Here is a 19,782-nt window from a genome sequence, read left to right as displayed (position 1 = left end):
GGGGACGAGCCCGTGCCGCCTCGCTACGCGGTGCGACCCGGGGGACCGTCGGCGCGGGGGTGCCGGGGCCGGGGGCCGTGCGTGCCGACGCGCTGGCTCGTGGTGGTGCCCTGCCGGAACCGCCGCCCACGCGCACGATCGTGCTCTGGTGCCCGGACTGGCCGGTGATCGCGGCCGCTCGGGCCGCGGGGTCGCCGCCCGAGCACCCGTTCGCCCTGGTGGCGAAGGGAGTGGTGTTCGCCAGCTCGGCCAGTGCCCGGCAGCAGGGGGTCGTGCGGGGCCTCCGCGTGCGCGAGGCCCAGGCACGCTGCCCGGAACTCGTGGTCGAGCCCTACGACGACGCGCTCGACCACCGCGCGTTCGAACCCGTCATCCGCGCGATCGAGGAGGCGGTCCCCGGGGTCGAGGTCCTGCGTCCGGGCACGGTCGCCCTGCGCTCCCGGGGGCCCGCTCGGTACTACGGCGGCGAGCGGGCAGCCGCGGCGACGCTGGCCGGGATCGCTGCCGACCACGGTGCCCCGGGTGTGCGCGCCGGGGTGGCGGACACCCCGTTCGCGGCCGAGCAGGCAGCGCGGGCGCGTCCGGTGCGGCCGGGGGAGCGCGTGCGCATCGTTCCGGTGGGCGGGTCGGCCGCGTTCCTGGCGGACCTGCCGCTCGGGGTGCTCGGCGACCCGGACCTGGCGATGGTGCTCGGGCGGCTCGGCATCGCCACGCTCGGCGACTTCGCCGCGCTCGGCGACGAGCAGGTGCGCGACCGGTTCGGTGTCGCCGGGGCGTTCCTGCACCGGCTGGCGGGCGGCCGTGACCCGCGCGAGGTCGCCGCGCGGGCGGTCCCGCCGGAGCTCCGGGTCGAGGCGTCCTTCGAACCGCCGCTCGACCGAGCCGACCAGGTGGCGTTCGCCTTCCGCCGGTCGGCCGACGACTTCGCCGCACGGCTGCGCGCGGCCGGACTCGTCGCGACCACGATCCGGGTGGGCATCGTCGACGAACGCGACCTGCTGCTCGAACGGACCTGGGTGCACCCGCGTTGGTTCGACGCCGCCGACGTCGTCGACCGCGTGCGCTGGCAGCTCGCCGGCGGCGTGGACCCCTCGGGGCTCGAGGCACCCGTGGTCCAGGTGGTGCTCGAGCCGGTCGCGGTCGACGACGCGTCGAACCACGAGCGCGGACTCTGGGGGACCGGACCCGACGAGCGGGTGCACCACGCCCTCGCCCGGGTGCAGGGGCTCGTGGGGCACGAGGGCGTGGTCACCCCGCGGATCGGCGGCGGCCGCACACTGGCCGAGCGCGTCGTGCTCGTGCCGTGGGGCGACGCTCCGGTCGGCGGCGAGCGGGCGCTGGCGACCGTGCGCGACCGACCGTGGCCGGGGCGGCTCCCTGGCCCACCGCCCGCGACCGTGCTCGAGCGGCCCCGTCCGGTGGACGTCGTGGCAGCGGGGGGCGCCACCGTCGACGTCGACGACCGCGGCGCACTGACCGGGGTGCCGGAGCGGTTCCGGGCCGAGGGCGAGCGCGGCGGCCGGTACGCGTCCGTGACCGCGTGGGCGGGGCCGTGGCCGCTCGTCGTGCGGTGGTGGGAGGCCGGCGGGCGGCGACTGCACCGACTGCAGCTCGTCGACGACGACGGCCGGGCCTGGTACCTGGTGCTCGCCGACCACCGGTGGTGGGCCGAGGCGGTCGCGACGTGAAGGAGACCTGATGGGCTACAGCAACCCACCGATCCCGTGGTCGCAGTTCGAGCGCGCCCTGTCGGACAAGCGTCCGGACAGTGCGCACGCCGGAGACGGCGGGGACAGCCCGGCGTGGTCACGCAAGCGGTCCCGGTACGTCCCGCCGACACCCGTGGCCGACGACGACGCCCCGGTCGTGCCGTACGCCGAGCTGCACGCGCACTCGACCTTCAGCTTCCTCGACGGCGCCAGCGGTCCGGAGCACCTGGTGGAGGAGGCCGCCCGGCTGCACCTGCACGGCCTGGCGCTGACCGACCACGACGGGTTCTACGGTGCTGCCCGGATGGCCGAGGTGGCCGAGGCGTACCCGACCGTGACGACCGTGTACGGCACCGAGCTGTCCCTCGGGCTGACCGAACCGCAGAACGGCGTCCCCGACCCGGAGGGCACGCACCTGCTGCTCCTCGCCGACGGCCAGGACGGCTACCACCGGCTCGCGGCCGCCGTCACGCGGGCGAACCTGGCCGCCGGTGCCGAGAAGGGGCGGCCGCAGTACGACCTCGACGAGCTCGCGGCGCAGGCCGACGGGCACTGGCGGGTCCTCACGGGCTGTCGGAAGGGCACCGTGCGCCAGGCCCTCGAGCGCGGGGGCGAGTCGGCGGCGGACGAGGCCCTGCGTGCGCTGCTCGACCGGTTCGGCACGGCCGGGGTGGTCGTCGAGCTGACCGACCACGGCGAACCGCTCGACACCGCCAGGAACGACGTCCTCGCGGCGCTCGCAGCGCGGCACGGGCTGCCCGTCGTGGCCACCGGGAACGTGCACTACGCGACCCCCGACCGCTTCCCCGTGGCGACCGCGCTGGCGGCCGTGCGGGCGCGGCGCAGCCTCGACGAGATCGACGGCTGGCTGCCGGCGGCCCCCACCGCCCACCTGCGGTCCGGTGCCGAGATGGCCAGGCGCTTCGCCCGGTGGCCGGGCGCCGTCGAGACGAGCGTCGACCTGGCCGACGAGCTCGGCTTCCGCCTGCGGACCGCCAAGCCCGGGCTGCCCGACGTCGAGGTCCCCGAGGGACACACGACGATGTCGTGGCTGCGCGAGCTCACCTGGCAGGGTGCCCGACGGTTCTACCCGGGCAGCGCCGACGGTGTCGACCCGCAGAAGCGCGAGCGCATCGAGCGGGAGCTCTCCGTCATCGCGGACAAGGACTTCCCGGGGTACTTCCTGATCGTGCGGGACATGGTGCAGTACGCCCGACAGCGGGGCATCCTGTGCCAGGGGCGCGGCTCGGCGGCGAACTCGGCCGTCTGCTACCTGCTCGAGATCACCGCGGTCGACTCGATCCGGTACGGACTGCCGTTCGAGCGGTTCCTGTCGGCGATGCGCGACGAGGAGCCCGACATCGACGTCGACTTCGACTCGGACCGTCGCGAAGAGGTGATCCAGTACGTCTACGAGAAGTACGGACGGTTCAACGCGGCACAGGTCGCGAACGTCATCACCTACCGGCCGAAGGGTGCGGTGCGGGACATGGCGAAGGCACTCGGGCACAGCCCCGGGCAGCAGGACGCCTGGTCGAAGCAGGTCGAGCGGTGGGGATCGGTCACCGAGAGCCAGGACCACGACATCCCGGACACCGTGGTCGACATGGCACAGCAGGTGCTCGGCTTCCCCCGGCACCTCGGCATCCACTCCGGCGGCATGGTGCTCACCGACCGGCCCGTGGGCGAGGTCGTGCCCATCGAGCACGCCCGCATGGACGGTCGGACCGTGCTGCAGTGGGACAAGGACGACTGCGCCTTCATGGGGCTCGTGAAGTTCGACATGCTCGGGCTCGGGATGCTCGCGGCACTGCAGTACTCGTTCGACCTGGCCGACGAGCACTGCGGGGAGCGCTGGGACATGCACTCGATCCCGAAGGAGGAACAGGGCGTCTACGACCAGCTCTGCCGCGCGGACACGATCGGGGTGTTCCAGGTGGAGTCACGCGCACAGATGGGCACGCTCCCGCGGCTGCTGCCCCGGCGGTTCTACGACCTGGTGATCGAGGTCGCGCTGGTCCGCCCGGGGCCGATCCAGGGCGGCGCCGTGCACCCGTACATCCGGCGCCGGACGGGCGAGGAACCGATCACGTACATCCACCCGTCGCTCGAGCCCGTGCTCGAGCGGACGCTCGGGGTGCCGCTCTTCCAGGAGCAGCTCATGCAGATGGCCATCGCCGTCGGCGGGTGCTCCGGGGACGACGCGGACCTGCTCCGCCGGGCGATGGGCTCGAAGCGCGGCCACGAGAAGATCGAGCGGTTGCGCGAGAAGCTCTACGCGGGGATGGCGGCGAACGACATCCACGGCGAGGACGCCGACGCGATCTACGCCAAGATCCAGGCGTTCGCGAACTTCGGGTTCGCGGAGAGCCACTCGATCAGCTTCGCGCTCATCGTCTACGCGAGTGCCTGGATGCGGTTGCACTACCCGGGGGCGTTCCTGGCGGCGCTGCTCCGGGCGCAGCCGATGGGGTTCTACTCACCGCAGACCCTGGTGGCCGACGCCCGGCGGCACGGGGTGCGGGTCCTGCGGCCGGACATCCTGCGCTCGGCGGTCGACGCGACGCTGGAGCCCCTGCCCGACGGCGAGGGCGGTGCGCCGGGATCCGACACCTGCCTGGCTGAGGAGCAGCCGCCCGTGCTGCCGTTCGACGGCTCGCTGCCCGACGACACCGCGGAACACCGCCGCGACGGTGCCTTCGCCGTCCGACTGGGCCTCGCCGAGGTCGCCTCGCTCGGTCGGAGGAGCGCCGAGGCGATCGTCGCGGAGCGCGAGCTGCACGGACCCTTCACGGACATGTCCGACCTGGCCCGGCGGGTCCGGCTGACGACGGCGCAGCTCGAGGCCCTGGCCGCGGCGGACGCCTTCGCCGGGCTCGGCATCGACCGGCGCAGCGGCATGTGGTCGGCGGCGCAGGCGGCAGCGGAACGACCCGACCAGCTGCCCGACACCCAGGTCACCGTGCAGCCGCCGCTGTTCGGGCAGATGACGAGTGGGGACGTCCTGATCGCGGACATGTGGTCGACGGGCATGTCGACCGACGACCACCCGGTGCACCACGTCCGGCCGCGACTGCGTGCCCGCGGGGTGCTCAGCGTGCAGGACACCGCGACGGCGGAGACCGGACGACGGGTCGAGGTGGGCGGCATCGTGACGCACCGGCAGCGCCCGGCGACGGCGTCGGGCATCACGTTCCTGAACGTCGAGGACGAGACCGGCCTGGTGAACGTCATCTGCAGCGTCGGGGTGTGGGGGCGGTACCGGCGGGTGGCGCGGGAGTCACCGGCCGTGGTGGTGCGGGGGATCCTCGAACGGTCGCCGGACGGCGTGGTGAACCTGGTGGCGGACCGCATCGAGCACCTGCCGCTGGCGGTGCGGACCCGGTCGCGGGACTTCCAGTGACCGGTCGGGGCCCGATCGCGCGACCCCCGGTGCCGGTCAGGACCCGGTCTGCTCGCGCACCACGGGGATGCGCACGGTGACCTCGAGACCACCGGAACGGACGTTGCGGAGGGCGGCCGTGCCTCCCGACCGCTCCGCGATGGCACGCACGATCGCGAGCCCGAGGCCCGACCCACCGGGCACCGGCACCCCGCCCGTCGCCGGGTCCGGGTCGCGACGAGAGGTCCGGGCTTCGTCCGGCCGGGTGAACCGGTCGAACGCGACGGGGATGAACGACTCAGGGACGCCGGGCCCGTCGTCCGTGACCTGCAGGACGCCCTCGTCGCCCTCGACCCGCCACGACACGAAGACGCCGCCGCCGCGGGGGAGCGCGGCGACCGCGTTGCTCGCCGTGTTCGTGACGAGCTGCGCCATGCCACCGGTGTCGAGGCGGAAGCGCGGTTCCGCCGCCCCCACCGGGTCCGGGGTCCGCTCGAGGTCGAAGTCCACCGTGACGTCCTTCGCCGAGGCGATGAGGCGCACGCGGTCGACGGCGGCCATGACCTCGTCGCCCAGGTCGCTCCAGGTGGTCGTCGGCTGCGCGCCGTCCTGCTCGCGCTCCTCCGCGTCCTCGATGCGCGACAGCGTGAGCAGGTCGTTCGCGAGCCGCGAGAGCCGGGCGACGCTCCGCTTGGCGCGGTCGATGTGCGCCGCGAGCGCCGCCGCGTCGTCGCCGTCGAGCGAGGCCAGGTCGAGCTGGGTCGTGAGGATCGCGAGGGGCGTCCGCAGCTCGTGGCTGGCGTCCGAGACCATCTGACGCTCGCGCTCCGTCACCTGGCGGGTCCGGGCGAGGAAGGCGTTCAGCGTGGTGGCGAGCGAGGCCAGTTCGTCCTGCGCCGGGCCGACCGGCAGCTCCGCACGCTCGGGTGCGACGGAGAGCCGCTCGGCTTCGCGGCGCATCCGGTTCACCGGGCGGAGTGCGGCGGTGGCGAGGGCCCACGACGCGATGCCGAACGCGATGAGGATCGCGAGGCCGGTGAGCGACAGGGTCGTGGTGAGGTCGTCGACCACGATTGCCTCGGCCTGCGAGTTGCGTGCGGCGACGACGGTCCACCGCCCGGCGGCGTTCACCGGGTGCTCGATGACGACGCGGTACTCCGACCCGGAGACGGTGATCAGCGACGTGCCGGCCTCGGTCGACGTCAGGCTGCCGAGCGCCCGTTCGACCCGGGGCGGCATGGTCGACAGCCGGATCTGGCCGGAGGGCGCCACGACGGCGACGAGCTGGGCGTTGCCGGGTGCGGACAGGTCGGGGTCGCTGTCGACCTCGAGCGTCGCGACGTACGGGTCGACGTCGGCGTCGAGCAGGGTCCGGGTGGCGCTCGCGACGACGCTGACGACCTGGAAGCGCATGACGAGCACGAGCAGCAGGATCACGACCGCCGCGATGGCCGTCGAGCCGATGGTGATGCGCGCACGGAGCGAGAGCACCCGGAGCGGCCGGGGCAGTCCGCGTCCGCCGCGGCCCGTCCCGGTCGTGGGTGCCGACCCGGTCACGCCCCGAGCAGGTCGAGCCGGTAGCCGCGGCCCCGGACCGTCGCGATGGCGACCGTCGCCTCGTGCGAGGTCAGCTTCTTGCGGAGGTACGAGATGTACTGCTCGACGACGTTCGGGTCGACGTGCTGCGAGCCGTCCCAGACCTCCTCGAGGATCTTCGGACGGTCGACGACCGTGCCGACCGATCGGGCGAGCAGCCGGAGCAGGGCGAACTCGGTCGGGCTGACGGCGACGCGCTGGCCCTTGATCGAGACCCGTCGGGCCTCGGAGTCGATGGCGACGTCGCCGACCTCGATGACCCGCTGCCCGGCGGCCGACTCGCGGCGACCGAGCGCGCGGAGGCGGGCGGTCAGCTCGGCGAAGGCGAAGGGCTTCGTGAGGTAGTCGTCCGCGCCGGCGTCGAGCCCGAAGACCCGGTCGTCGACGGCGTCGCGCGCGGTGACGAGCAGGATGCGCACGGGGTCCTCGCGCTCGCGGATCCGGCGGGCCAGCTCGAAGCCGGACATGCCCGGCATCATGACGTCGACCACCGCGAGGTCGAAGGCCTGCTCGCCGAGGGCGATGAGCGCCTCGACACCGTTCTCGACCGCCGTGACGCGGTACCCCTCTGCCGCGAGCCCACGCTCCATGAGCGCACGCATCTCGTCGTCGTCCTCGACCACCAACAGGCGCATGATCGACCTCCTCGGCCCCCATCGTGGCAGGGAACGGCGGTCCGTGGGCGGTTCCGGCTCGGAAGTCGCTGAATCTCGTCACAGCGACTCGTCCGCGCCACCCGGACGAGGGCAGAACGTTCCGTCCCGCAGAGTGGGGTATCGGCCGCGCGAGCAGCGCGTTGCTAGGCTCCGCACCGGACACGGCGTACCCGACGCAGTGTCCCGAGGGGGCACCATGCAGGACCAGGAGAACCGTCCGTACCGTCCGGACGTCAGCGACCACCCGGCCATCGTCCGGTTGCACGCGGAGCTCGAGGCGGCGCGGCACGGCATCGACGTGCTCGGCGAACTGGAGGACGTCCGCCGCGAGCGGGTCGTCGCGGAGCTGCTGAGCGCGGTCCCGGACGTCGCGAGCCGTGCGGCCTACGAAGCCGGCCCGGATCGTGCGGTCGCGACCATCCAGGGCTTCGAGGGCGTCCGGTCGGACGACCACGCGTCGACGACGGCCCTGTGGGACCGACTCGTCCTCACCGCCGTCGAGGCGGCGGCTGCCGTCGAGGCGGCGGTCGCGGTCGAGGCAGCGGCCGAGGCGTCGGGCGCCGGACCCGCGGCGGTGTCCGGCCGCGCGGAGCACCGCGCTACGGCCTGACGCGTCCGCGCGACGGCCTGACGCGCCCGCGCGACGGCCTGGGACTCGCCTCAGTCGTCCTCGCCGAGCAGCTCCTCGCGCACCCGTCGGATGTCCTCGAGCAGAGCGCCGATCAGCACCCAGTGCCGTGAGTTCGGTCGGACGACCTCGAGCGGCGCCGTCAACGCGGGCTCCGTGGCCGACGTGTCGTCCGCGGCGGTGCCCGTGAAGCCGTCACGCTCCGCGTGGTGCAGTCGCGTCGCCTCGACCCGCGCGCTCAGCGCGCGCACGTCCGCCCCGATCCGGGCGACCTCGGTCGCGATGCTGCCCACCACCGGGTCCGACCGGAGGTCCGGTGCGGTGTTGTCGCGGATCGCCCGGGTCATCCCGGTGACGCGCGTGACGAGCACACGGAGGTGCTCCGCGACCGCGGTGTCCCGCTCCAGGATCGTCCGGTGCCGGCCGCCGCGAGGGTTCATCGTGAGGGACTCGCCCGCAGCGGTGAGCGAGGCCTCGGCGCGGGCGTGCTGCTGCCGGAGCGCCCGCGCCTGCCGCAGGGCCTCGTCCCACCGGCCGGCGTCCCAGCCCTCGGTGAGGCCGATCGCGATCCGTTCGAACGCGGCGGCGGTGTCGCGCGCCAGGCGAGCGACCGCGAGGTGTGCCGGCTCGAGCAGGACCGGCGGCACGATCACGGCGTTCACCGCCAGTGCGACGACCGCACCGATGACGGTCTCCAGGATCCGGTCGGCCGAGTAGTTCGGTGTGACGACCCCCGCGGTCAGCACGAGCATGCCGCTGATGCCGACCTGGGTCGCCGAGGTCGGGGTCAGCCGGAGCGCCCAGCTCAGCAGGATCGCCAGGACGATGACGACGAGCACGACCCAGACCGAGTCGCCGAGCAGCAGGTGGAACGCGGTCGCCAGCACCACCCCGAGCACCACACCGGCGCTGCGCTCGAGACCCTTCACGAACGACTGGTTGATGCTCGGCTGCACCACGAGCAGCGCGGCGATCGCGGCGAAGGTGGGGAACGGTCCGTCGATGAGGACCCGGCAGAGCAGCACCGCCGCGACCACGGCGACCGCGGTCTTCACGACCTGCAGGAACGGCGTGCGGCTGGAACTGCGGAGGCGCGCGACCGGGTTCACGACGACCACGGTAGCCACCAGCCGCACGCCGAGCCGTGCACGATGGCGACGAATCCGCCGCGGCACGGTTGACTGGTCCCGTGTGGCCCAACCACGAGCGCGTCATCCCGCAGGCCTTCGCCGGCTCCGGGACCTCCGTCGTGGCCGCACGCGCGCACTCGGTCGAGCCGTCGGGCAACGGGTACCTGTACGGCTACGAGGTCGACACCGTCGACCGCGCCGGCCAGCGGGCCACCGTCCTGACCTACGTCGACACCGGTGGCGCCCACGACCAGAACAGCGCCATCGTCACCGACCCCGCCACCGGTGACCCGGTCTCGGTCTGGGCCTACCCGAACGACCCGGGGCTCCCGGTGCTGCCGCAGGTGACGTACCGCGACGCCGTCGCCGAGCTCCTCGCCGGCCTCGGCCTGCCGGTCACCGACCCGACGCTGTCGGTCGCCGCCTACCGCCCGGGGAAGCGCGCGGTCGTGCGCGTCGACGCCCCGGAGCGCGTGCTGTTCCTGAAGATCGTCCGCCCGCACCGCGTCGCGCCGATCGTCGAGACCCACGAGCAGTTCGTCGCCGCCGGGCTGCCGGTCCCGCGGGTGCTGTCGAGCCGGGGTGACGGCCTGCTCGTGCTCGAGCGCATCCGCGGGGTGCCCGCGGGCAGCCGCATCACCGAGATCGCCGACGACCCGCGGTTCGTCGCCTCCCTCGCCGCCCTGACCGGCCGGATCGCGACGGTGCCGATGACGCAGCAGGCCCGCGCGGACGCGATGGACCACGCCGACTGGCACCGGCGCACGCTCGTCGCCGCCCTGCCGCAGGACGCGGCCGAGATCGACGAGCTCTACGACGGCATCGGGCGGCGGTCCATCGGTTGGGGGGCCGCCCCCAAGCAGGTGGTGCACGGCGACCTGCACCTCGAGCAGGTCTTCGTCGACGAGGACGAGCCGTGGCGCATCTCCGGCCTGCTCGACATCGACACGGCGGGCTGGGGGTTCCCGGTCCGCGACGTGGGTGCGGTCGTCGCGCACCTGGTCGTCACCGGCCTGTGGCACCGGTCCCGTGGGGACGCCGAGCGCGGGGCAGCGGCGGAGCGGCTCGCCGACGCGGTCGCCCGCGACTGGGTCGCCCGGAACCCGGCCGAGGCCGACCGCATCGGTCCGGCGATCGGCGCGCAGCTCCTCGCGCACGCCGGTGGGCAGGCGACGACCGGGTCCGAGAACGGCATCCGGACGGCGCAACAGCTGCTTGCGGCGACGCGTGCGGCGCTCGCCGAGGCGGCGCCGGCGGTGCCGTCGGCCGGCACCCTCCGTCCGCGGTCGGCACCGCAGGTCTGACCCGGCCGTCGGACGGTCGCCGGCCGCGCGGTGGTGGTGGGCAGTGCCTCCCGGCCGTCGTGGCGTCCCCTCCACCGCGCGGTCGGACGGGAGGCGCGACGCGCGCGGGTCCCGTCGAGTCGCCTCCGTCGGGGGTGCGGGAGTAAACTGAGTCCAGCACGCACCGTGTCGTCGCGTGCCGCGTCGTTTCCGGACGTGGCAGTCGGTCACTTGACCGACGTGGGGACCGGATCCGTGGGCGTCCGACGGGCACCACGTGCGTGCGACGGCGCCGGGTCCCGGCGCGGATCGTCGTGTCGAGCACCCGAGGGGTGCCGGCTGCACGGACCGCGGGAGTCCACCGGACGTCCCACGGCGGGACCGGCGCACGAGCGGGCCAGGGTGGCCCGCGGACCGGGGTCGTGCCAGACGCCGGTCGAGGACTTCCCGCCACGACGGCGGCTCGCCCGTGGAGAACGGGCGGAACAGGAGGAGCGTTGGCTCGATCAGGCACCCGGCGAGCAGCCGGCGGGACGCGGACCGCGTCGCGCCGTACCCGCCCGCTGGACAACGACGGCGTCATCCCGGTGCTCGCCCGCGCGGTGCGCGAGGTGGAGGCGGCGGCGCAGCGCGGACCGCTGAAGGCGTCCAACCGGTCGAAGTTCCAGGCGGTCGCGCTGCTGATGCGCGAGGAGCGCGCACGGGTCAAGGCCGACCCGGAGCTCACCGACGCGCAGCGCGCCGAGCAGCTCAAGCGTCTCGACGGTGTCGCCACGATCCTGGCGAAGACCGCCGCGCGGGACACCAGCGTGATCCAGCTGCTGACCGAGGAGGCCTCGGTGAGCGAGGCGACCCGCACGGTCAAGCGCGACATGATGATCGCCGGCGGCATGGAACTGCAGCCCGAGGACCTCGTCATCGCGGCCGAGCCGTCCCCGGTGGTCGACGCCCCGGTGCGCTCGGTCGTGCCGCAGGCGGTCGTGCAGCGCCAGCTGGCCAACCCCTTCCTCGCGCCCGACTTCGCCCTCGCCGACCAGCCCGTCGCCCACCCGCGTCGCCTGGCGAACTGGGAGCTGTTCGGTCCGCTGTTCAAGTCGTTCGAGTACGGCGCCGGCGGTGGCGCGGCGTCGATGCCGTTGCCGGAGCCGACCTCGCTGCACTCGCGGTCCGGCACCACGCTGATGAAGCACCAGGCGGAGCTCGTCGCCGCCGCGGCGCAGGGACACCGCACGTTCCTGCTCGCGGACGAGCCCGGCCTCGGCAAGACCGCGCAGTCGCTGCTCGCCGCCGACGCCGCGAACGCCTTCCCGCTGCTGGTGGTCGTGCCCAACGTCGTGAAGACCAACTGGGCGCGCGAGGCCGAGCGCTGGGTGCCGAACCGCACCGCCACCGTCATCCACGGCGACGGGGACGACCTGGACGGCTTCGCCGACATCGTCATCGTGAACTACGAGATCCTCGACCGGCACGCCGGCTGGCTCGGGGCCTTCGGCTTCAAGGGCATGGTCGTCGACGAGGCCCACTTCATCAAGAACAAGGAGTCGCAGCGCTCCCGGTTCGTGCTGCAGCTCGCCGAGCAGATCCGTGCGCGGGTGTCGTCGCCGCTGTTCCTGGCGCTGACCGGTACCCCGCTGATCAACTCGGTCGAGGACTTCCGCACCATCTGGGAGTTCCTCGGCTGGATCGACGACAAGAAGCCCCGCGCGACGCTCATGAACGAGCTCGAGGACATCGGGCTCACCCCGGCCGACCCCGGCTTCTTCGTCGAGGCCCGCAAGGCCGTCATCGACCAGGGCATCGTCCGACGCCGCAAGGTCGACGTCGCCGCGGACATCCCCGCCCGTCGCATCGCCGACATCCCGGTCGAGCTCGACGGCGACGAGGGCCGCTCGATCCGCGACGCCGAGCGCGAGCTCACCGCGAAGCTGGTCCGGCGCTACCACCAGGCGCTCGACGCCCGCACCGGGCAGGACCCGGTCGTCGGCATCGACCACAAGCTCGTCCGCCAGGTCGCGCGGTGGGAGCTCGAGGACCAGGACGCGTCGTCGACCGGCGAGAACGTGTTCTCGATGGTGCGGCGGATCGGTCGCGCCAAGGCGCAGCTCGCGGCGGACTACGCGGCGCAGCTCGCGTCGAACGTCGGCAAGGTCGTGTTCTTCGCGAAACACCTCGACGTCATGGACCAGGCGGAGGAGGTCTTCGCCCGCCGGCACCTGAAGACCGCGACCGTCCGCGGCGACCAGACGCCCGCACAGCGCACGGCCGAGATCGACGCGTTCGTGAACGACCCCGACGTGGCCGTGATCGTCTGCTCGCTCACCGCCGCCGGCGTCGGCCTGAACCTGCAGGTGGCATCGAACGTCGTGCTCGCCGAGCTGTCGTGGACCTCCGCCGAGCAGACGCAGGCGATCGACCGCGTGCACCGGATCGGGCAGGAAGAGCCCGTCACCGCGTGGCGCATCATCGCGGCGCAGACGATCGACACCAAGATCGCCGAGCTCATCGACTCGAAGGCGTCCCTGGCCGCCCGCGCGCTCGACGGCTCCGACGAGGAGATCGACGACTCGGGCGACATCCAGCTCGACGCGATGGTGGCGCTGCTGACGGAGGCGCTCGGGGGCTGAGCGCTCGGGCGCGGCGCCGCGCCGTGGCGCGATGTGCTCCCGCAGAACACGAAGCGGCTCGGACCACGGACTTCCGTGGTTCGAGCCGCTTCCGGTCGTGCAGCGCGCCGGCGACGTCCGGCGTCAGACGCGCGACTGCACCTCGGCCAGGGACGGGTTCGTCGCCGTGCTGCCGTCCGGGAACACCAGCGTCGGCACGGTCTGATTGCCACCGTTGACCTCGGCGACGAGCTCGGCCGTGCCCGGGGTCTGTTCGATGTCGACCTCGCGGAAGGGCACGCCCGCCTTCGTCATCTGGTTCTTCAGCCGGGCGCAGTAGCCGCACCAGCTGGTCGTGAACATCGTGACGCCGCCGGCCTCGGGCACGAACGCGTCGCGGGTGACTGTCTCGCTCATGTGCCCAGGCTAACCCCGCCGGTTCGGGGAACCCCGGTGACCCCTGGTAGACAGGACCGCGTGACGGACACCCACCTCGAGATCGAGCGTACGTACGACATGCCCGAGGGCGACGACCTGCCGGACCTCATCGGCGTCGGCAGCATCGCCCGGACGGAGCACCAGGAGCAGTTCGAGCTCGACGCCACCTACTGGGACACCGAGCGGTACGACCTCGTCGCCTCGCGGGTGACCGTCCGCCGACGGACGGGCGGGCCGGACGCCGGCTGGCACATCAAGCGCGCCGCGTCGGAGACGGTCCGGCACGAGCAGCACTTCCCCCTGACGGACGACGCCGACGCGGTGCCCGACGAGGTCCTCGCCGCGCTCTTCACCGAGCGCCGGGGTCGCGGGCTGCGCCCCGTCGTCCGCATCACCACCACGCGGGCGGTCGTCCGGCTGCTCGACGAGGACGACGACCAGGTCGCCGAGCTCGCCGACGACCGCGTGGTCGCCCGGCGACTCGACGACCAGGCGCCCGCGACCCCGCGCACCTGGCGCGAGGTCGAGGTGGAGGCGGCCGAGGGTGTCGACGAGCAGGTGGCGCACGAACTCTTCGCCGCGCTCGACGGACGCTTCGCCGCCGTCGGCGCGCACCCCGCGGCAGTCACCTCGAAGCTCGCCCGTGGGCTCGAGGGCGCACCGGCCGCGCGACTCCGCACGGCGGAGAAGCCCGACAAGCAGACCGCAGCACGGGCACTGACGAAGCGCCTGCGCAAGCTGCGCACGGCCCTGCTCGCCCTCGAGGGACAGCTGCGCACCGGGGCCGAGGCAGACCTCCGCGAGACGGCCCGGACCGCCCTCGACATCGCCGCGGTGCTGGGCTCGTACCGGCCGGCCTTCCCCGCGACCGCGGCGACCGACCGGGCAGCGGCGGCCGCGGACGCCCTGGCCGCGGTGACGGCGCGTGCGGCGCTGGCCGACTACCTCGTGGAGCGGCTGCCCCACGCGTCGACCCCGGCGCAGGACCTGCTCGTCGACGCGATGACCCGCGAGCGGGTGCTCGCCGCCACCCGCGAGCGCCGTGCGGTCGCGGTCGGCGAGGTCACCGCGTTCCTGCACTCGGAGCCGTACCTCGAGCTCCTCGACGCCCTGGACGACGCCGTCGAGCGGCCGGCTCCGACCGAGTGGGCGCTGCGGTCACCGAAGCGCGTCGCGCAGGACGTCTCGGCGGTCGAGAAGCCCCGCGTCCGCGAGCTCGTCCGGAACGCCGTCGGGGACGAGGACGAGAGCGTCGGGCTCGTGGACCGTGAGGCCGCCGACCGTGCCGCGACCGAGGACGCCTGGCGCGCCGCCATGCGTGCCCGTGCGGCGATGGACGTGCTCGGTGACGAGGCCTTCCCGCACGCGCTGTGGAAGCGGATCGGCGACGCCGCGGACGTGCTCACCGAGCGGGTCCGGTCGCTGCACGCCCTCGACGTGCTCCGGGTGCACTCCGGCATCGCCGAGCGTGGCGGCGAGGGCACGTTCGGCTACGGCGTGCTCGCGGGGGACCGGGTGCGGCTCGCCGAGGACTCCTACGACCAGGCGGTGCACGCGCTCAACCGCGTCTGAACTCGGCGAGCAGCAGGAGGTCGGCGCACTGCCGTCGCGGTTCCGCTCAGTAGGAGGCGATCGGCGCCGCGGAGCCGCCGCATCGACAGGACTTGCTCGATTTCATCGGAGTCTTGTCGCTCTGACGAAACGACCGGCGGTGGCCAACCGACGTGCGTGGGTCGAGCCTTCACAAGTGGACTAATCAATCCTGAAATGCCGGGGCTCACTCGTTGAGCCTCCAGATGTTAGGCCGACCGGCTCACCTGCGTCTAAATTGAGTCCTGGCCAAGGCCTTCCCCGTGCCGAGCACTATTTCCGACTGCGACTTGCCGGGCCCGCTAGGCGTGAAAGTCTGATCTCCGTCTAAATCACTTTCAGTGAATCTTCTCAATCTGATTCGGCGAGTGAATCCAGTTCGCGGAGGAGAGCCGCGGCGATCTTCGGAGCGCCAGTAACGTTGCGTCGGACCAGAGGGAACAAATCGTTGATCCAGTCCGAAGGAGACCCGTCCTCTGGGTTGAAGGGAATCGTTTCGAAAGTGTCGTACGGGCGGTCGGGGTTGGCTCCATCGCGCTGGTAGACGGACAGCGTGAATGGGAAGCGATTATCATTATCCTTTGCTGCGAGTTCATATCGAGTAAAGCGAGTCGCATCCGTTACGAACGTTTGTCCCGACTGCCTATCTTCGAGTTCCCAGGAAAGACGGTGGGCTTGCGTCAGTCGAACAAGTCGTGCGGCAATCTCTGCCCATTCGTCTTCCTCAAACACCGGATACTCCTTGGATAGAATTACGAAGATCTGTAGTAGTTGTAGTCAACCGCAGGCTCGCTCTACTCAATTCGAGCCTCAGTGCTTCAGAGGGGCGGGAGATCTTTGTGACGGAACTGCGTGCTATTGTTGCTTTGAGATTTAGTGCATCTTCAGACAATTTTCGCAAGTCCTCGGGTAGAGCTCCGTGTTCTTCGTCATGCTTGTCCAGCAACTGAGCCGACTCGGTCGCAACATTCGCGAAACGAACGAGGGAGAAGATAAGCACGCTGCGATCTTCACCTGTTGCGGCGCTATCGATGTCATTGACCACCTGCTGCACTTGCCCGAGGGCATAGAGGAGCTGGTTATGAGCGAGAGTAGCTTGAGTTTCTTTTGCTGCTCGAGCCGTGGCCTTGGCCACCTTGTTCGCACCACGAGCCTGAAGGTAGGCCAGAGCGAGGCCGAGGAGTGTTAGACCTAGACCGACCACATCGAACCAGCCGAAGGTGGTTTGTGGGTCAAACATCTTTCTCCTGCCATGAGGTGCTATGACGGCTTTGAAGCGAGCTTACTTCATGTCAAGCCCAAGTCTGCGCTTGAGTCGGTCGCCGCCGGTCGGCCGCTCAGCCGGCGGCGACCGGTTCGGCGGAGGCCGCCGCCGGGTTCACGTCAGCCAGGCCGAGCACCTCGAGCATCCACGCCAGCTCGAACGCCCGTTCACGCCAGGAGTCATACCGGCCGCTCACCCCGCCGTGACCCGCGGCCATCTCGGTCTTCAGCAGCACCGGAGCGCCGACCTCCCGGAGCTTCGCGGTCCACTTCGCCGGCTCGACGTAGAGCACCCGCGTGTCGTTGATGGACGTCACGGCGAGGATCCGCGGGTACTGCACGTCGTCGCGCACGTTCTCGTACGGCGAGTACTCGCTCATGTACCGGTAGACCTCGGCGTCGTGCAGCGGGTCGCCCCACTCGTCCCACTCGATCACGGTGAGCGGCAGGTCCGGGTCGAGGATGCTGGTCAGCGCGTCGACGAACGGGACGGCGGCCAGGATGCCCGCGAAGCGCTCCGGTGCCAGGTTCGCCACCGCGCCCATGAGCAGGCCACCGGCGCTGCCGCCCTCGGCCACGAGACGGTCGGCGCTCGTCCGGCCGCTCTCGATCAGGTGCTCGGCGACCGCGACGAAGTCGGTGAAGGTGTTCTTCTTCGTCAGGGTCTTGCCGTCCTCGTACCAGTGGCGGCCCATCTCGCCGCCGCCCCGCACGTGGGCGACCGCGAAGACGACCCCGCGGTCGAGCATCGACAGGCGCATGACGCTGAAGCCGGGGTCGATGGAGTGCTCGTACGAGCCGTACCCGTACAGGTGCAGCGGCGCCGGGGTGTCGGCGTCGACGGCGTCGCGGCGCCAGACGAGCGAGATCGGCACCTTCGTGCCGTCCGGGGCCGTCGCCCAGTCGCGCTCCTGCACGTAGTCCGCCGGGTCATAGCCGCCGAGGACCGGCTGTCGCTTGAGGACCGTGACCTCGCCGGTCGCCAGGTCGAGGTCGCTGACCTCGGACGGGGTGACGAACGACGTGTACCCGATGCGCAGGGTCGGCTGCTCCCACTCGGGGTTGCCGCCGAGCCCTGCCGAGAAGAGCGCCTCGTCGAAGGGGACCTCGTGCGCGTCGCCGTAGCCGTCGCCCTCGATCGGGATGACGGCGACGCGGGGGAGCGCCTCGGCCCGGTACTCGAGCGCCAGGTGCCCGGCGAAGGCGTCGACGGACTCGATGCGGCGCTCGGTGTGGTGCGCGACGACGACGCGGCGGTCGTGCTCCGAGGTGGGGTCGTCGGCGGGGACGTCGACGAGCTCGAAGTTCTCGGCGCCGTCGTTGTGCAGCACCAGGAAGCGGTCGCTCCCGCCGACGATGGCGTGCTCGATCTCGTACTCGACCCCCTCGCGCCGCGGCCACACGACCCGGAACTCGCCGGTCGGGTCGGCGGCGTCGAGCACCAGTGCCTCGGACGTGATCTTGGAGCCGAGCTCGATGACGATGTACTGCGACGAGCGGGTCACGCCGACGCCGACCCAGTAGCGGTCGTCGGACTCCTCGAACACGACGACGTCGTCGCCGGTGGCGCTGCCGACGGTGTGCCGCCAGATGCGGTCCGGACGCCAGGACTCGTCGACGGTCGGGTAGAACACGTAGCGCCCGGACGGGTCGAAGGTCGCGCCGGAGCCGGTGTCCGGGATCTCGTCGCCGAGGTCGGTGCCCGTCGTGAGGTCGCGCACGTGCAGCGTGTAGCGCTCGTCGCCCTCGACGTCGACGCCGTAGAGGAGACGGGTCCCGTCGTCGCTGATGTCGTAGCTGCCGAGCGAGAAGAAGTCGTGCCCCTCGGCCAGGGCGTTGCCGTCGAGGACGACCTGCTCCCCGGGCAGGGCCGTCGCACCCTCGTCGACCGCGGGCGGCGTCCAGTCGTCCGGGCCGGTGATCGGTGCGCGGCAGTGCACGCCGTACTGGCTGCCCTCGGCCGTCCGCGTGAAGTACCACCAGTCGCCCATGCGCACCGGGACGGAGAGGTCCGTCTCCTGCACGCGGTTCTTGACCTCGGCGAAGATGCGGTCGCGGAGGCCGGTCAGGTGCTCGGTCTGTGCCTCGGTCCAGGCGTTCTCGGCCTCGAGGTGGGCGAGGGTCTCCGGTGACTCCTTGTCCCGCATCCACTCGTAGTCGTCGACGAACTCGATGCCGTGGTGGGTCCGCGTGACGGGCCGCTTCGCGGCGGTCGGCGGGGTGGCCTGGGCGTGCTCACTGCTCACCACGCCACCCTATGCGCCCGGGCCTCGACACCTGCTCGCACGCGCTCGGCGAAGGCGTCGAGTTCGGCCGCCACCGCCGGCGCGATCCACGCACGGCGCCGGCGACGGGCCGTCACCGGACGGAGGACCCCGGCTCGGCACAGGTCGGTGACCGTGGTCTCGAGCAGCGTCTCGGCCGTCCCCGAGACGTCGCCCCGCGCGATCGCGCGGCGGAGGAGCTCCTCCGCGTGGTCCTCCGTCAGGACGGCGTCCTGGTCGAGCGCCCGCCCGAGCACCGCGTGCGGGCCGGCGGCGCAGGTCGTCGCCGCACGGTCCTCGGCGACCTCGCCGAGCAGCAGCCCCGTGACGAGCGCCTCGTCCGATCCCGCGCCCACGGCGATGGCGACGTCGCGCACCCACGCGTCGACGTGTCCCTCGCGGTACTGCGTCAGGTGCTGGAAGTACCGGGTGCGCTCGGCGACCAGGACGGACGAGACGGGTGGACTCGCGGTCCGCGTCGCACCCCGGTGCCGCAGGACCGCCGCGACGAGCGCGCGACCGGTCCGTCCGTTGCCGTCGGTGAACGGGTGGATCGACTCGAACTGCGCGTGTGCGATCGCCGCCTGGGCCACGGGGTGCAGGTCGTCGCGCGCGAGGAACGCGAACAGGTCGGCCATGAGCGACGGGACGAACTCGGGCGGCGGTGGGACGTGGTCGGCGTCCCGTGGTGTGCGCCCGCCCCCGATCCAGTTCTGCACGGTGCGGTAGCGACCCGCGTGCGGGCCGTCCACGGGGTCGCCGCGCAGCAGACCACGGTGGGCGTCGAGGAGCGCGGTCTCGTCGAGGTGTCCGGCTCCGGCTGCCCGCACCAGGCGCTCGAGGGCGTCCCCGGCCTGCACCATCACCGAGGCGCTCGTGTTCGCGCGCACGCCCACCAGCGCCCGGGCGACGTCCTCGGCCGTGGCGTCCTCGTGCTCGATGCGCGAGGTCGCGACCGCCTCGGTCCGGGTGAGCAGCCGGTGCAGGGGACCGGCTCCGCCGTCCTCGTCGAGCGCCCGGAGCGCCGTCAGGCTCCGGTCGAGCAGTGCAGCGGTCGCTCCGTCGGGCTCCCAGTGCGCGTCGGCGATGCACGGTGGGACCGAAGCGGTGACGGTCGCCGTCTGCCGGACGGTCCGGTCGCCGCGGGTGGCGCTGCGCCACGGCCGGACGACGGTGTCGTGGGCGGGCCAGGGTGGTCGGGGTCGGGACACGGAGCCTCCTGCGTCGATCGTCGGTGTCG

Annotated in this window: 14 protein-coding genes; 6 read left to right on the top strand and 8 right to left on the bottom strand. The window is 72.5% G+C overall.

The genetic code is table 11. The features are described 5' to 3' along the window. Nucleotides 1-77 precede the first annotated feature (77 nt). Both ACIP6W_RS00505 and ACIP6W_RS00500 read left to right on the top strand, forming a co-directional pair. A complete protein-coding gene (locus ACIP6W_RS00505) occupies nucleotides 78-1,688 on the top strand; it encodes a DNA polymerase Y family protein (protein ID WP_400427636.1) in 1,611 nt (536 codons plus the stop codon). Between the two features lie 10 nt (nucleotides 1,689-1,698). Then, nucleotides 1,699-5,112 (top strand): error-prone DNA polymerase, encoded by a 3,414-nt coding sequence (locus ACIP6W_RS00500; RefSeq protein WP_400427634.1) that lies wholly within the window; start codon nucleotides 1,699-1,701, stop codon nucleotides 5,110-5,112. Between the two features lie 36 nt (nucleotides 5,113-5,148). Here the strand turns inward: ACIP6W_RS00500 and ACIP6W_RS00495 are convergent, their stop codons facing one another. Both ACIP6W_RS00495 and ACIP6W_RS00490 read right to left on the bottom strand, forming a co-directional pair. Continuing rightward, entirely contained in the window at nucleotides 5,149-6,648 is a 1,500-nt protein-coding gene (locus tag ACIP6W_RS00495) for a sensor histidine kinase (RefSeq protein WP_400427632.1), read from the bottom strand. After that, nucleotides 6,645-7,322 carry a response regulator transcription factor gene (locus ACIP6W_RS00490; protein WP_066653196.1) on the bottom strand — a complete coding sequence of 226 codons (678 nt, stop codon included), beginning with the start codon at nucleotides 7,320-7,322 and terminating at the stop codon, nucleotides 6,645-6,647. The genes ACIP6W_RS00495 and ACIP6W_RS00490 overlap by 4 nt, the downstream gene beginning before the upstream one ends. 217 nt (nucleotides 7,323-7,539) lie before the next feature. Here ACIP6W_RS00490 and ACIP6W_RS00485 point away from each other — a divergent pair, with 217 nt between their 5' ends. Beyond that, the gene (locus tag ACIP6W_RS00485) at nucleotides 7,540-7,953 is read left to right on the top strand and encodes a hypothetical protein (RefSeq protein ID WP_400427630.1); all 414 of its coding nucleotides are present in this window, start codon (nucleotides 7,540-7,542) and stop codon (nucleotides 7,951-7,953) included. Nucleotides 7,954-8,003: 50 nt separating this feature from the next. Here the strand turns inward: ACIP6W_RS00485 and ACIP6W_RS00480 are convergent, their stop codons facing one another. Continuing rightward, entirely contained in the window at nucleotides 8,004-9,080 is a 1,077-nt protein-coding gene (locus tag ACIP6W_RS00480; RefSeq protein ID WP_400427628.1) for an aromatic acid exporter family protein, read from the bottom strand. 80 nt (nucleotides 9,081-9,160) lie between these two features. Between ACIP6W_RS00480 and ACIP6W_RS00475 the strand changes: the two genes are divergently transcribed. Next, nucleotides 9,161-10,405 (top strand): phosphotransferase enzyme family protein, encoded by a 1,245-nt coding sequence (locus tag ACIP6W_RS00475; RefSeq protein ID WP_400427626.1) that lies wholly within the window; start codon nucleotides 9,161-9,163, stop codon nucleotides 10,403-10,405. Between the two features lie 476 nt (nucleotides 10,406-10,881). Beyond that, on the top strand, nucleotides 10,882-13,008 hold the full coding sequence (locus ACIP6W_RS00470) for a DEAD/DEAH box helicase (protein ID WP_400427624.1): 2,127 nt from the start codon (nucleotides 10,882-10,884) through the stop codon (nucleotides 13,006-13,008). Nucleotides 13,009-13,131: 123 nt separating this feature from the next. On the opposite strand, the gene ACIP6W_RS00465 is transcribed toward ACIP6W_RS00470, so the two are convergent. After that, nucleotides 13,132-13,404 carry a mycoredoxin gene (locus ACIP6W_RS00465; protein WP_349874149.1) on the bottom strand — a complete coding sequence of 91 codons (273 nt, stop codon included), beginning with the start codon at nucleotides 13,402-13,404 and terminating at the stop codon, nucleotides 13,132-13,134. Nucleotides 13,405-13,464: 60 nt separating this feature from the next. On the opposite strand from ACIP6W_RS00465, the gene ACIP6W_RS00460 reads away from it, so the two are divergent. Continuing rightward, nucleotides 13,465-14,997: a CYTH domain-containing protein gene (locus tag ACIP6W_RS00460; protein ID WP_400427622.1), complete on the top strand. Its 1,533-nt coding sequence runs from the start codon at nucleotides 13,465-13,467 to the stop codon at nucleotides 14,995-14,997. Nucleotides 14,998-15,366: 369 nt separating this feature from the next. On the opposite strand, the gene ACIP6W_RS00455 is transcribed toward ACIP6W_RS00460, so the two are convergent. The 4 genes from ACIP6W_RS00455 to ACIP6W_RS00440 form a co-directional block, all read right to left on the bottom strand. After that, nucleotides 15,367-15,747 carry a hypothetical protein gene (locus ACIP6W_RS00455; RefSeq protein ID WP_400427619.1) on the bottom strand — a complete coding sequence of 127 codons (381 nt, stop codon included), beginning with the start codon at nucleotides 15,745-15,747 and terminating at the stop codon, nucleotides 15,367-15,369. Beyond that, complete coding sequence (locus ACIP6W_RS00450) at nucleotides 15,740-16,255, bottom strand: hypothetical protein (protein WP_400427616.1); 516 nt, start codon at nucleotides 16,253-16,255, stop codon at nucleotides 15,740-15,742. The genes ACIP6W_RS00455 and ACIP6W_RS00450 overlap by 8 nt, the downstream gene beginning before the upstream one ends. A 97-nt stretch (nucleotides 16,256-16,352) precedes the next feature. Then, complete coding sequence (locus ACIP6W_RS00445) at nucleotides 16,353-18,524, bottom strand: S9 family peptidase (protein ID WP_400427613.1); 2,172 nt, start codon at nucleotides 18,522-18,524, stop codon at nucleotides 16,353-16,355. After that, nucleotides 18,521-19,753, bottom strand: coding sequence for a Fic family protein (locus ACIP6W_RS00440; protein WP_400427611.1), 1,233 nt, complete (start codon nucleotides 19,751-19,753; stop codon nucleotides 18,521-18,523). The genes ACIP6W_RS00445 and ACIP6W_RS00440 overlap by 4 nt, the downstream gene beginning before the upstream one ends. Nucleotides 19,754-19,782 lie beyond the last annotated feature (29 nt).

The organism is Curtobacterium sp. NPDC088465 (genome assembly GCF_044753165.1).
GTDB lineage: Bacteria > Actinomycetota > Actinomycetes > Actinomycetales > Microbacteriaceae > Curtobacterium.
The sequence above is the reverse complement of the archived record's forward strand: the minus strand, read 5'-3'. Positions and strand labels throughout refer to the sequence as shown.

Bases quoted from the DNA above. Each gene is read 5' to 3' on its own strand.
- ACIP6W_RS00500 (WP_400427634.1), top strand. From the start codon at position 1,699: ATGGGCTACAGCAACCCACCGATCCCGTGGTCGCAGTTCGAGCGCGCC.
- ACIP6W_RS00490 (WP_066653196.1), bottom strand. From the start codon at position 7,322: ATGCGCCTGTTGGTGGTCGAGGACGACGACGAGATGCGTGCGCTCATG.
- ACIP6W_RS00485 (WP_400427630.1), top strand. From the start codon at position 7,540: ATGCAGGACCAGGAGAACCGTCCGTACCGTCCGGACGTCAGCGACCAC.
- ACIP6W_RS00465 (WP_349874149.1), bottom strand. From the start codon at position 13,404: ATGAGCGAGACAGTCACCCGCGACGCGTTCGTGCCCGAGGCCGGCGGC.
- ACIP6W_RS00450 (WP_400427616.1), bottom strand. From the start codon at position 16,255: ATGTTTGACCCACAAACCACCTTCGGCTGGTTCGATGTGGTCGGTCTA.